This window comes from Arthrobacter gyeryongensis, from assembly GCF_039543785.1.
In the GTDB taxonomy this organism is placed as follows: domain Bacteria; phylum Actinomycetota; class Actinomycetes; order Actinomycetales; family Micrococcaceae; genus Arthrobacter; species Arthrobacter gyeryongensis.
The window spans coordinates 213,327-226,198 of the sequence record NZ_BAABKK010000038.1; the positions used below are offsets into that span (position 1 = coordinate 213,327).

Here is a 12,872-nt window from a genome sequence, read left to right on the forward strand (position 1 = left end):
CTTGGCGGACGGAGCCAGCGGTCTGGGGAAAGCTGTAGTTGATGCTGCTTTGCGGCTGTGGCATGTGAGCTCCAAGTCGTCGACATCCTTGTCGAGAAAGTGCATATCGAAGTTTCATCACTCTATTGAAGTCTTTGATCGAGTGTCAATGGTCACTGTTGACAGGACTATCCAACATCTTCATTATGGTGACAACAATGGAAGTAAGATGAAGACGGATGTCAACCTTGGTTTGAAGCCGAGCCCCTGATCTGTTTTCCGAACACGATTTGGAGACAACAATGACCAATCTGAGTAAATCCGCAACTGTGACCGACACCAAGGCGCCCGCATTCGAGCCCAGCGTTCGCTACCTGCTCCGTGACGGCGAACTGGTGGAGTACGCAGATGCCAAGCTCCATGTCCTGAGCACTACGTTGAAGTACGGCGTCGGCGTATTCGAAGGGTTCCGTGCCTACTGGAGCGATGAGGACCAGCAGCTCTACGCCTTCCGGGTGGCCGACCATATGCGCAGGTTGATTGACTCGATGCGGGTGGTGGAAATCGACGGACCGCGCGACATCGGCGTTCTGAGTGAACAATTGCTGGGCCTCGTGCGGGCCAACGAGCTGTGCGGGAACCTCCACATGCGCGCACAAGTATTCGTCGACTCGAGCGATGGCAAGCCGGAGGACACTGGGCCGGTCACCGTATTCATGGCGGCCATCCCGATGGGCAACTACTTCGGGGCCAGCGGACTGGACGTGCAGATCAGCAGCTGGGCCCGCTTGTCCGACCGCTCCATGCCGCCCAGGGTCAAATCGATCGCCAATTACCAAAACGGCCGCCTTGCCATGCTGGAGGCCCGACGCAACGGCTACGACGCAGCCCTTCTGCTGACCGAGGAGGGTCACGTTGCCGAAGGCGCCGGCTACAACGTGTTCATGGTTCGCCAAGGCCGGCTATGCACGCCTCCCGCAACGGACAGCATCCTGGAGGGAATAACCCGGGACACCGTCCTGCATCTGGCACGAAACGTCCTCGGCGTCGACGTCGACATCCGGGCAATCGACCGCACGGAACTCTACTCGGCCGACGAAATCTTCGTGTGCGGCAGCGCCGCCGAAATCAACCACGTCTCTTCCGTGGACCGCACGCCCATCGGCGAGGGAACTGCCGGCGAACTCACCCGCCAGCTGCAGCAGGCCTACCGGCAGGCCGTCGTCGGACGGGTAGCCGCCGATCAACAGTGGGCACAGCCCGTCTACCCCACCGCATAACTCCACCCCACCGCACACCACAAGCTCGGCACAGAACAAAGGGGCAGCATGCTGAACATTCTCCACGCAAGCCATGAATCGGCGTCGGGATCCTTTGACCGCGACGCCGCCCCCGTGATTGAAGTAAGCCAAGGCGAGCAGTTCTCCCTCGGCGCCCGGAGCCTACTGACAGGCGGCCTGTTCGAAAGCACCGGGGAGTACGAGAAGTTGTCGATCCCCGTGACCGGGCCGGTGGCAGTGCGCGGCGCCAATCCCGGGGACACGCTCCGTATTGACGTCCACGAGATCCGGATAGCGGACCGGGGCGCCATGGTGACGCTCCCCGGGCGCGGCGGTTTCACCGGCGGACTGGGGCGGTCCGGCCGGGTGGTCGACATTGTGGACGGGAGCGTCCGGTTCGACGACGACATCCGGATTCCCATCCGGCCCATGATCGGGAAAATCGGCGTGGCACCGGCCGATGGGAATCCCAACTCCAGCACCGTCGGGTCGCACGGCGGCAACATGGACTGCAAGGACGTCACCACCGGTTCCGCCGTCATCCTGCCCGTGCAGAGCGCGAACGCCTTGCTCTATGCCGGCGACCTTCATGCGGTACAGGGCGACGGCGAGTGCTCCCTTACCGCCGTCGAGGTCGAGGGCAGCGTTGTCCTCTCCTGCCACGTCCTGCCCGGGGTCACAGTCAAACGGCCCGTGGTCGTGTCCGGGGGTTCCGTCATCACGATCGGCGACGGCGAGACGCTCGACGACGCCGCGCGGCTTGCGCTCGACGACATGCTCGAACTCCTGCAGGCGGACCGGAAGTGGACCCGCGAGAAGACAGCGATGCTTATGAGCGCGGCCGCAGACGTTTCCGTGTCCCAGCTCGTCAACGCCCGTGCCTCGGTCAAAGTCTCCCTCGCCGCCCGCTACTTCACCTCCGCACCGTTTTCCCTTGAACCTCACCAACACTGAAAGGCGCGACCCCCTGATGCTTGATCTCGTTCTCACCAACGGCCTGGTCGTTACCCCCTCCGGCGCCAAAACCCTGGACATCGGCATAGCGGGGGGCAAGATTGTGTACTTACGCGAAACCGGCCTCGGACCCACGGAGGAGGCAACACGCACAGTCGATCTCCGCGGCCAATTGGTTGTCCCCGGCGGCGTGGACCCGCACGTCCACACCAACTCCGTCCTCCCGACGGCGGCCGAAAGCGGAATCAAGTGCTTTGGCCCCGACCGGGTGAGCGAGGGCGCCATCTACGGTGGCACCACCACGCTGGTGGACTTCGCGCATTGGCAACCCGGCGACGAGCTCTCGGAGTCCTTTGCCCGCAAATCGGCCGAGTGGGCCGGGTCAAGCTACACCGACTACGCCTTGCACGGCACGTTCAAGGAACCGGAGATTCCATTCGAAGTACTCGAACAGATTCCCGACGCCGTCGCGGCCGGCCACGGAAGCTACAAAGTCTGGATGACCAACACCACCCCGACGCGCCCCAAGCAGAAGACAGACCTCGGCAACATGTGGGGGCTCATGCAACAGACAGCCCAGGCCGGAGCAATGCTCGCGGTGCACGCCGAGGACGACGACATCGTCATGTACGCCTACAAGCAATTGCAGCGCGAAGGCAGGATCGGGCTGGAGAACATGCACCACGCCCACAACAACCTCTCGGAAAAGTTGTCCTTCCAGCGGGTCATCACCCTCGCAGAGCACGTCGGTGCGCCCATCTACCTCATGCACGTCAGCGCCCGCGAAGGCGTGGACGCCATCCGCGAGGCGAGGGGGCGCGGCCAAGCGGTCTACGGCGAGATCCTCCCCCACTACGCGTACTTCACCGCCGAGGACTACAAACAGAAGAACGGCGCGATCTATCACACCTACCCTTCCTTGAAGTCGGAAACCGACCGCGACTCCATGTGGGAATCGCTGCTCGAAGGCTCGCTCAGCACCCTGGCGACCGACGGAGTGTGCACGGACCTTGAGGTGAAGACCCGCGGCAAGACCATTCTTGACGCCACGGGCGGTCATGCCGGCGTCGAGATGCGCATGGCTGTCGCGTATACCGAGGGGGTGGCCAAGCGCGGTCTCGATCTGACCCGCTTTGTTGACATCACTTCCGCCAACGCGGCGAAGATCCTCGGGTTGTACCCGCAGAAGGGCGTGATCGCGGTGGGCAGTGACGCCGACTTGGCGGTCCTGGACACCACAGTGAAGCGGGCCATCCACGCTGAGGACCTGCACGAAGCCGACTACACTCCGTGGGACGGCTACGAGGTGGCCGCATGGCCCAGCATGACGGTCCTGCGCGGGCAGGTCATGGTTGAAAACCGGGAACTGAAGGCGGAAGCCGGAGGCTCTCTGCTCAAGCAGCATGTCTCGAGCGACGTTCGGAACCGCCCAGCCTGCTGACAAGAAACTTTCGACGCCAGTAACGCAAGATGCTCGAGGCCGGAACCGCCGACGACGGTTCCGGCCTCGAGCCTTTGTCGGCGGCCCCGTCAACATCAGCGGGCGACGTGCACGGTTTCATCAGCGGCGGCAAAGGAAATGACGTCAAGGTCATCAGGAATGTACAGTTTCCCCCCGAACGTGCGGGCGGCGGCATCCCAGGCAGCAGGGTCAGTGTTGCTGGGCACCAGATGATGAAGAGCGAGTGCCTTTGCACCGGCGGCGCTGGCAATGATACCGGCCTGTTCGGCGGAAGTGTGGGACTTTCTGTGATGATCCATGGACGCCTGCGCTGCCTGGTCGGAGCGGTTCCGGAAGCGCTGTTCGATCGCGTCGAAGTCAATGGCCTCGTGGCACAGCAGGTCCGTACGCCGGGCCAGCCTGACGAGGTTTTCGCATGGGGCAGTGTCGCCGGAAATGGTGACTGACCCATCATCTGTCTGGAACCGGAAGGCGAAAGCCGGGGCAATGGGCGGATGGCGCACCAATGTAGCCGTCACCGAGACGAGGTCGTCGGCGTAGATCTCGAATGGCTCCATCTCCGGCGTCGGGTTTTCGTTGGGGTGATAGCGGGCACCGTCCGGGATAACGATATCTTCCGCCATGAATGAGCCAAGCGGTGATGGGGCCAGAGCATCCAGGACGCGGTCATTAACATCGGTTGCGTGAGCCCGCAGGAGCAGATCCACCATCGTCGAGGTGCCCGGAGTGGGGTTATCCGGGAAGACCGGTTGCGGCGGCGTCTTGGCCCGTGGGGAAGCAGGCGGCAGTGCCCCTCGGTCACCGGGGCCGAGTATTCGAATCCGATGCCCGGGGCTGTCCTTCAGTGCCATCATGCCGAAAATGAGCAACGAACTCAGGTCAATGACGTGGTCCGAATGAAGGTGCGTGACAAAAAGTGCCCGCAGTTGGGAGACATTAAAACCCGCATTGACCAATTGCTGCGCGGCGTTTCGGCCACAGTCCACCAGATACACCGCATCGCCCACAGCAATAGCCGTTGCAATGCCGGACCGGGCATGCGGCCCAGCTGCTCTCCACCCCGGGCCGCCGGCTGTCCCGAGCATGACTACCCGAGGTCGGACGGCATTTCTTTCGCTACCGGAAATGACCATTGTTCTACTCCCTTTTCTGGTGGCGCTATGGAACCCTACGAATCAATGCTGGAAAGTGACGTTCCGGACGTTGGACCCTCTCCAAGCAGTTCGCCCGGCAATACGGCACCGCCAGAAACAAGCATCACGGTTCGCGATTGCCGCAAGGCTTTCATCATATCGAAACATCTTCATTATATCCAAGGCATGGGCGTATCAAATGAGTGGTCGGGTGATGCTCCTATACGATGCCGGTGATACGGAACGGGCGGATGAGCTCACGGATCGCGCGGCGCAGCTGACGGAAAGTTCAACGAACAGTTCTGGCTCCCCGAACGAGGATATTACGCTGTCGCTCTGGCCGGGAAGAAGCGGCAGGTCGACGAGTGCGCTTCCAACATGGGCCATTGCCTGTGGCTTGGCCTCGTGGACGAAGACAAGGCCACGCAGGTGGCCGAACGGCTGATGTCCACGGAGATGTTCAGCGGTTGGGGTGTCCCGTGGCCCCGAAAACACGAGGTTCGAGTTTGCGGGCGCGGCACATGGGAATCCAGCAGGCGTGTGGCGATTGCATCGCGCGAAGCGGCTGAGCGCCGACCAAGCGGCGCCTTGAGGGACCGGAACTCGGTCAGCGGCATCAATACGGAGCTGACACCTTCGATGAGACAGCCAAGGCGGTCCTTCGTCTCATCCAAGCTGTCAGCTCCCATGTCAGTTTTCTCATTGAATCGGTGAGTCTAGGGATGCCGGCGCGCGTCTTACCGAGACAGTCAGTCCCCAGCGCGCCGACAAGGGCGGGCAGGCGGTGAACGCGGTACCGCGTTTATACGGAACTGACAATCATGTTGAGATCGGACAGTATCTAAAGCCCTCCCCTCCCGCGGCCGGAGGCCTTGCGCGACACGTAGTTGGTGGGGGCAGGAGTCAGCCGAATAGATCATCCTTTCGGCCAAGAAAAGATCATTCCGTTGGACCCCCAAACGGCCGATGTGTCCCTTCTGGCACAAGGAAACAATTGAGTATGTACTCCAGAAGACCCGAAGGCCGGGCCCAAGACGACTCAACCAAACCTCTCAACAGGTCTGAAACACCAGGAAGCTTGCCATGAAACGGATAGCGTCAGTGAACAGTAGGTGGCATGCGTCGGCTAGGGAGTGCCCGCCGCCAGTACCGCCTGACCCGGAATTGAAAAACGAGGGCTTCCCTGGCTGCAGCTGCGACGCCCTTGACTGCCTCTTCTGCTGGCGATCCGAGCTAGAAACACGCATGACGCTGAGCTCCCCGGTGTCCGTGCATAGTTGAACAGGATGCGGACGGGCGGAACCACCGCGAGTCCCTGATTAGACAGAAATGCAGCGTCGTTGACGGCGGAAGAAACCTGATCACAGCCGCCATCCCCGCGATGGCCAGGAAAGCGAGACCCGGCCTCTGGGTACCATCGCACTCCAGCCCGGCGAGAAAATCGTGAAGCACGCTACCGGCCGTGGAGGCTATGGTCCGGCTTTCGAACGCGAGACTGAACCCGTCAGGCAGGACCTCTTGTCCGGATTTGTCTCCTTCACCGCTGACCAGACGATGACCGAATTGCAGATTGATGACGCCGAAACGTACCGCCTGCGCGCACGCCTCGCATCGGCCTGACCAAGAAGCAAAGTGTCACGGGTGTCTGAGGTGAATACAATCGCGTTAGGCACCCCTTGCCGAGGCGGCCGCGTCGTCGGCCCTGTCGGTGTATCGCGCCGTTGTGAAAGACTGTGACTGTGAGTTCCGCGGACGCCCCCGGCTGGCTGAAACAGGCCGCCTTCGATGCGGCACCGCTGGCAGCTGCCATCTTCCGCAATGAGCACGCCGGCGGGCTGGTTTTTCTTGAAGGCAACAAGGAATTTGATGCCCTCCTCCGTGGAAGTCCAATAACGGATTCAGAGGCGGCCCTCAGCCGCCTAGTGGCCGCCACCGTTTCCACGACCTCCGAACCTCAAACCGTCACCCTCCAACTGGGTGATCACCAGGTTGCCTACCGCTTCACGGCCCGGACCTTCAGCAGCCCTGGGGATCCGGGTGAATACCGCGTCGTTCAGCTGAGGACCCTGACCGATCAGGAATCCACAGAACGTGACCTGCACTCGACGATCCAGCAGCTCAAAGACCTCCTGGACAACTCGACCGCCCTGATGTACATAAAGGACCTCGACGGGCGGTACACCATCGTAAACGACTATTACGCCAGGCGTTTTGGCATGAGTGCGGAATCAATCATCGGTCTCACCGATCACGATCTTTTCGCAGGACCGATCGCTGATGTCTACCACGAGAACGACAACACAGTGATCAGAACCTGCAATTCCATTGAAGTCGAAGAACCGCTCGCGATAATCGGCGACCGAACCGCCCCCGACGAGGACAGCCGCTGGCTTTCCATCAAGTTCCCCCTCATCAGCGGCTCGGGGCGCCCATACGCGCTCGGGGCGATCTCCACCGACATTACCGACCGCAAACGCGCCGAGAGAGCGGCCCGGGACGCTATGCACGAAGCAGAACGCGCCAACCGGTCGAAGAGCGAATTTCTCTCCCGGATGAGCCACGAATTGCGCACACCGCTGAACGCCATCCTCGGCTTCGCCCAGTTGCTTCAGGATCTCCCGCTCAGCCCCAAGGCAGCCGAAAGCGCTCGTCACATCCTCGACGCTGGCAATCATCTGCTCTCGCTCGTCAACGACGTGCTTGACATCACCTGGATTGAAGCAGGCGCCCCTGGCATGATGACGACCCCCGTGCCAGCCATCGAAGCAATCCATCAGGCCCTCGAACTCATTCGCCCGCTCGCTGCCGCCCAGGATATTGAAATCGCCAGCGACTTACACGGGGCGTTGCACCGCTACGTTCTGGCCGACACCCAACGGCTCCGGCAGGTCTTCCTGAACCTGCTCGGAAACGCCGTGAAGTTCAACAGGGCACAGGGTGCTGTCCGTGTCCGGTGCGAGGTCCGAGAAGGTTCCCTTCGCTTCCTCATCACGGACACGGGCCCCGGTATGTCCGAAGACGACGCTCAACGGTTGTTTACTCCCTTCGTCCGTCTGGCCCAAGCCGCTGAGGTCGAGGGGTCGGGTCTGGGGCTGGCACTTTCCAGGAAGCTCGTCGGGGAAATGGGGGGCGTTCTGGGCATCGAACACACCGCCCCGGGAGAAGGATCGACCTTCTTCGTTGAGATGCCGCTGGCGCCCGATCCGGAAGATGAAGTCCCGCCCCTGGAATCGGAGATCGGCACCGTCGTCATCCCCGGCGGGGCAGGGGCGACCATTCTGCACATTGAGGATACTTACGCCAATATCCGCTTGGTCGAGAACATCATCGCCGGGATGGGCGACCTAAATCTTGTCTCCGCGACGAGCGGCAGATCCGGGATCGCCCTCGCACTCGAAATCTCTCCACAACTCATCCTCCTGGATCTGAACCTGGCTGACATGTCAGGGGTCGAGATCGTGAAGCAGTTGCAGAAGGATGAACGCACACGACGAATCCCGGTCATAATTCTCTCCGCCGATGCCACGCCCGCTCGCATCAATGAACTGCGCAGCATCGGAATCCGGGACTACCTCACCAAGCCCTTCGAAATCCACCACTTCGCCCGAACCGTCCGCACCGCACTGGCGCTGCCGTGAAGATCCTCACGGTCTTCATTGCCGACGACCACCCCGTGTACCGCGAGGGACTGGCCCGAAACTGGGAGGCTGTCCCGCAGATCAAAGTAGTTGGATCCGCCGGGGACGGCACGAGCGCACTGGCGGCCATCCGGAAACTGAAACCCGACGTGGCAGTCATGGATCTGAAGCTTCCCGAACTCGACGGCATGCGGGTTCTGGAATTGCTGTTCGCCGAAGGCTCGCCGACAAACGTGCTCGTGCTCACCGCCTATATGGACAGAACGACCGTCTACCGGGCCTTCACTCACGGGGCACGGGGGTTCCTGGAGAAAGCAGCGTCCTTTGGCGAGATCACCGACGCGGTCCTTCAGGTCGGCGCCGGCGGAACCGTCATCGCCCCCTTCGCCCAAGATATACTCGCCCGTGAGCTCCGTACCCGCCAGGACACCCCAGAGAAGCCGGTTCTTTCCTCCCGAGAAGTCGAGATTCTCCGCTTGGCAGCTGACGGACACTCTGGGCAGACAATCGCCAGCGAACTCCACATCTCACTGGCTACCGTCAAAACCCATCTGCAGCACATATACGAGAAACTTGACGTTTCCGACCGTGCCTCGGCAGTAGCGCAAGCCATCCGCCGCGGCTTCCTGCACTAACAATCACGGCCGCTAACCGTACGAAGCCCCACCAAGAAGCGGGTCCGCCTGCTTGCGTCGCACGGGGGCATGATGGCCGTGGCTTGTGAAAAAGTGGAATATCCGACGCTAAGGTTTTGCCGGCATCGAAGCGGCGTGTATTTGCCGGGTTTGATTTTTCCGCCTCGATATTAGTCCCCATGATGAAGCGTTCGACATCCGCCCAATCCATCCTTGTCACGAGAAAGGATCTCCTGATTGCCGCCAGCGCTCACACTTCATCGATCAGCCTGTGAAGAAGTACTACAGTCATGCAGCCGGCGGCCAGGCCAGCGCCCACAGCCCCGGGCAGGACCGGCGCAACCAGATAAGAAAGCCATCCAGAGATGACTCCGATGCTGACAGCAGCCTGCAGAACCACAGCGACCCGCATGCTGAACAGCGGTTGTGGTTTCTTCTTCTTAGCCATCGATGTTCCTTCCCTTTGTCCGGTGCATTGCCTTCACCTCTATTCAGCATTCGACGCGATGGGAGGGGGAGATCTTGGACGCTCTTTCTTGGGATGCTAAGCCCATCTAAACTGTCCAGACGCGCCCAAGCACTAGCTGACCTGCACAAATGGTTTTTTCGACCAAAGACTGGACCAAGATGTTTCCTAAAGAAGACGATGACACTTGGGGCCCGAGATGCCGTCTGGTCAGAACATTCACTGATCTTCGGAATCAGACTGCACACGGCCGTGTGCAGGTTGCGGGCATCGGCAGGCTGTACAACAGAATAAATGAGACATGGCGTGACAATGAGTCCATGCAGCTGTCAGCCCTAACAAAGGGCCGTATCGAGCAACTGCTTGACGGCGGGGGGCTTCCGCCGACTTGGGATGAGGCACGTACCCTTTACAAAACGCTTCATCGTATTGCGACGGAAGAATCTGGGGTAGAAGCTCAGACGCTTCCCGCTATAGACGACGAGAAGCTTCGCACCATTGTTGAGACCACTCACGTATTGCCTCCTTATAAACGTATGGCGGCTTCCCACTTCGCATCAAAAATCCTTCAATGGGGACAGGAACACGCGATCCAATACGTGCAACGACAACTAGAGGATCGGGAACTTTGGCTTAAAGACAACGGATATTTTCGCTACAACTCAACCGAAATTAAGAAAACCAAGGAAGAATTACAGAAGCACGAAAAACAACCCGACCTGGTCATTCAAGGTGCACTCGCAATTACGCATAACGATCCGACCCCGCCTCTCTACTACCAGGACGTCTTTGATCATAAAATGGTAAACGAGTTGAGAGAATACCAAGAGCAGAAGATTATGCGTCTCGATGGCCATTCTATTTCAGTCAAAATTGATTATCTCGAAACGGGCATTCGACTCACTTATTCGATATCCGGTAATGATTATGTAAAAGGGTTTGTAGCAATTGAGGTGTCATCCCTAGGAAGCGTGGCAGTTTACTTCCGTTGGATTCCGATACGAGATGATGAACAATTTCGGACTGCTCTGCGAGTGGGATGGGGACTAGTAGGGGCTGCTCAGCTCTGTCTCCACACTCATGCCATATTCGGAGCTTCGGGTGACGCGAACGCCTACTTCATGCTTCCCAAATACGCATCAGGCAATATTCAAAGTCTCCCCTTTTCGAAACCTGGATTGTACTCCTATCCCAGTACTTGGAATGTGGTGATCACGCACTTCGGAGATATTATCGAGCGCCTCACCGGCGCAAAAGACATCGAGGAATACTTAAACAACGCTAGAACAGAACTTTGGTCAGCCGGCTGAAGTGTTAGAGGTGGACCTTCTTATAGTTCCGCCGTGCGGTGACATTGCCTGCGGCCACAGGCGAATTACAGAAGCCTGCTCGCCTGCTTCGGTGGACACCAGGCGGTCGGGAGCGCAGTCCCGTGTGCCGTCGTTCCATTCCTAGGGAGCTATCGCGAGCCGCCAAGGGCCGTCAATGTTGTGTGCAGCAAGCCCGGTTGCCATTACATTGACGCGTACACGACAAGTGTTACATCGTGGGGTTGCGTGGTTCTGCGGTTCCAAGAGGAGAGTTGAAGTGTCTCGCCAACGATCGTTACCGAACATCATGAATTCTTAGCGTCGGATATTCTACTTTTTCACAAGCCACCCCAGTTGGATGTTTCTAAGAATCGCGCGATTCGTCCATGGTCTGGCTCAAAGCAACTATGTCGTCATGAAAGGCGAGGTAGAGGTTGGCAATTATGCGTGGGCTCGAAAGTGACCCGCTCACCAAGTTTTCAGCCTTCTTCAGACGGTACCGGACCGTGTTCGGATGGACGAACAACACACCGGCAACCTTCGCGACGTCCAAGTCGTTCACCAGATAGCAGATGACCGTCTGTTTCAGTTCGCTGTCGACGTTAAGGGCTTCAACAAACCTATTTAGCTTGTCCTTATCCTGTGGAGACTGCCGACGTGCAAGGAGCCATGTGGCAGGGTCCACCTCATCCAGCCGAACGATCCCCCGATATGCTCCGGAGGCGGTGGTCGGTGCGGCCTGGATTTGGCGGCGGGCAATTCCAGCTGCTGCTTCTGCTTCCCGGAAAGCTTCGGGGGTCCTTGCAAGATCGGAATAGGGTTCAGACAGGCCGACGAAAACGGACCTGTCCGTCAGTTCCAGCCAGGCGTCCAGGGCTGATGCGTCCGAGACCAGCGCATGAAAGCCCGGCGGGTGTTCGGGTGTCCGCCCGTTCTCTGCCAGCAAGAGCCCCAGGCCGCTGGTTTCGGCTCCTCGTAAAAGTCGTTCGGATAAGGACGGGTCCAATGGCTGCTGGGCGAGATTTGCAGCGACCACGGCCCGTATCGGTGCATAGGGTATGAACCTGAATGTGCGCATCCGTTCCCAGTGCCTGAACTCGCGGGCCACCGGCACGCCGTCTTGCAGCATGGTGAGCAACTGCGTGTTTTCGTGACGTTCTCTTGAATCTGAGAACTGAGCGATCCCATTCACTGCGGCCAGGAGCCGTTGTGTCGTTTCCAGCAGCACATCTCCGAGATCCTTCAGTACGCGGTGGTTTCTGCTGGCCACGGCCAGGGTGAAGCCATCGCCTCGAAGCACCAGTGGCCGCGCCATGACTTCCCACTGGCCTATCACTATGGGATCAGACTCGTTTTTGCGGTTACGCAACTCTTTCCAGATCAAGTGAGTCGGGCCGTCTCCGGAGGATTCGACAATTCGTCCGGAATCTTCGTAAAGCACCGCCGTACCCCGGCATGCTGTGGCGAGTCTGACGATAAGGGCTTTGACCGGGTCCTCAGCAGAAATGCTCTGCAGCAGTTCATTGCTGAGCCACAGTGCTCGCTTTTGCAGGTAAGCGTCAGGAGATGCCTGCGATTTGTTGATGAAGTTCTCGATGCGGTGGAAGGGAACATCGGGCGCCACGGTATACAACGGGAAACCTGCTTGTTTGCAGGCCGAGACCAACTTGGCGGGCACTTGGTCAAAATAGACCCCGACGCCGAAAAATAGAGCTGCCACCCGGGCTTTCCGTAGATCGTCTACGAGTCTTACAGCCAACAGTTCGTCCCGCTCGGCATTCACAAACCTCAGCCCGGTGGTCAGCAGAACAGTGTTCGGCTCCAGCCACATCGCCGGATTATCGATATCGCTGGTGTGGGCGCCCGCTATGACTGCTGCGGGGTTGCCCGGAACTATCGGGGACAAGCCTAAGGGAGCTTCGGAGACCACGTCATCAAGAGAGACGGGGGGTTTGTCGGGCATCTGTGGCTCCTGGTCGAAGGGGACGAGAGGCCAGGATGGAAGCTGATTGTAA

At 59.5% G+C, this 12,872-nt stretch carries 10 protein-coding genes and 1 pseudogene; 8 read left to right on the top strand and 3 right to left on the bottom strand.

What is annotated here, in order from left to right:
* Positions 1–281 precede the first annotated feature (281 nt).
* Genes ABEA18_RS23820 through ABEA18_RS23830 form a run of 3 tightly spaced genes read left to right on the top strand, consistent with a single transcriptional unit; the run spans position 282 to position 3,654 of the window.
* Positions 282–1,259: a branched-chain amino acid transaminase gene (locus ABEA18_RS23820; protein ID WP_345453668.1), complete on the top strand. Its 978-nt coding sequence runs from the start codon at positions 282–284 to the stop codon at positions 1,257–1,259.
* Between the two features lie 48 nt (positions 1,260–1,307).
* Positions 1,308–2,213 carry an acetamidase/formamidase family protein gene (locus ABEA18_RS23825; RefSeq protein ID WP_345453671.1) on the top strand — a complete coding sequence of 302 codons (906 nt, stop codon included), beginning with the start codon at positions 1,308–1,310 and terminating at the stop codon, positions 2,211–2,213.
* 16 nt (positions 2,214–2,229) lie between these two features.
* Positions 2,230–3,654, top strand: a complete 1,425-nt coding sequence (locus tag ABEA18_RS23830; protein ID WP_345453674.1) for a dihydroorotase — start codon at positions 2,230–2,232, stop codon at positions 3,652–3,654.
* Positions 3,655–3,749: 95 nt separating this feature from the next.
* Here ABEA18_RS23830 and ABEA18_RS23835 read toward each other — a convergent pair whose 3' ends face one another.
* Positions 3,750–4,682 (bottom strand): MBL fold metallo-hydrolase, encoded by a 933-nt coding sequence (locus ABEA18_RS23835; RefSeq protein ID WP_345453677.1) that lies wholly within the window; start codon positions 4,680–4,682, stop codon positions 3,750–3,752.
* Positions 4,683–5,031: 349 nt separating this feature from the next.
* On the opposite strand from ABEA18_RS23835, the pseudogene ABEA18_RS24770 reads away from it, so the two are divergent.
* From ABEA18_RS24770 to ABEA18_RS23850, 4 genes and pseudogenes are all read left to right on the top strand, one after another.
* Positions 5,032–5,285: pseudogene (locus ABEA18_RS24770) on the top strand (glycogen debranching N-terminal domain-containing protein); the annotation flags it as partial.
* A 966-nt stretch (positions 5,286–6,251) separates the two neighbouring features.
* Positions 6,252–6,428, top strand: coding sequence for a hypothetical protein (locus tag ABEA18_RS23840; RefSeq protein ID WP_345453680.1), 177 nt, complete (start codon positions 6,252–6,254; stop codon positions 6,426–6,428).
* A 119-nt stretch (positions 6,429–6,547) separates the two neighbouring features.
* Entirely contained in the window at positions 6,548–8,446 is a 1,899-nt protein-coding gene (locus tag ABEA18_RS23845) for a hybrid sensor histidine kinase/response regulator (RefSeq protein ID WP_345453683.1), read from the top strand.
* A complete protein-coding gene (locus ABEA18_RS23850) occupies positions 8,443–9,081 on the top strand; it encodes a response regulator (RefSeq protein WP_345453686.1) in 639 nt (212 codons plus the stop codon). The genes ABEA18_RS23845 and ABEA18_RS23850 overlap by 4 nt, the downstream gene beginning before the upstream one ends.
* Before the next feature lie 250 nt (positions 9,082–9,331).
* Here ABEA18_RS23850 and ABEA18_RS23855 read toward each other — a convergent pair whose 3' ends face one another.
* A complete protein-coding gene (locus ABEA18_RS23855; RefSeq protein ID WP_345453689.1) occupies positions 9,332–9,529 on the bottom strand; it encodes a hypothetical protein in 198 nt (65 codons plus the stop codon).
* A 338-nt stretch (positions 9,530–9,867) separates the two neighbouring features.
* On the opposite strand from ABEA18_RS23855, the gene ABEA18_RS23860 reads away from it, so the two are divergent.
* Entirely contained in the window at positions 9,868–10,857 is a 990-nt protein-coding gene (locus tag ABEA18_RS23860; RefSeq protein ID WP_345453692.1) for a hypothetical protein, read from the top strand.
* Between the two features lie 364 nt (positions 10,858–11,221).
* On the opposite strand, the gene ABEA18_RS23865 is transcribed toward ABEA18_RS23860, so the two are convergent.
* Positions 11,222–12,820: a helix-turn-helix domain-containing protein gene (locus tag ABEA18_RS23865; RefSeq protein WP_345453695.1), complete on the bottom strand. Its 1,599-nt coding sequence runs from the start codon at positions 12,818–12,820 to the stop codon at positions 11,222–11,224.
* Positions 12,821–12,872: the final 52 nt, after the last annotated feature.

What these genes read in the sequence shown, in the direction of transcription:
- ABEA18_RS23820 (WP_345453668.1), top strand. Translation starts at nt 282, where the DNA reads ATGACCAATCTGAGTAAATCCGCAACTGTGACCGACACCAAGGCGCCC.
- ABEA18_RS23825 (WP_345453671.1), top strand. Translation starts at nt 1,308, where the DNA reads ATGCTGAACATTCTCCACGCAAGCCATGAATCGGCGTCGGGATCCTTT.
- ABEA18_RS23830 (WP_345453674.1), top strand. Translation starts at nt 2,230, where the DNA reads ATGCTTGATCTCGTTCTCACCAACGGCCTGGTCGTTACCCCCTCCGGC.
- ABEA18_RS23855 (WP_345453689.1), bottom strand. Translation starts at nt 9,529, where the DNA reads ATGGCTAAGAAGAAGAAACCACAACCGCTGTTCAGCATGCGGGTCGCT.
- ABEA18_RS23860 (WP_345453692.1), top strand. Translation starts at nt 9,868, where the DNA reads ATGCAGCTGTCAGCCCTAACAAAGGGCCGTATCGAGCAACTGCTTGAC.
- ABEA18_RS23865 (WP_345453695.1), bottom strand. Translation starts at nt 12,820, where the DNA reads ATGCCCGACAAACCCCCCGTCTCTCTTGATGACGTGGTCTCCGAAGCT.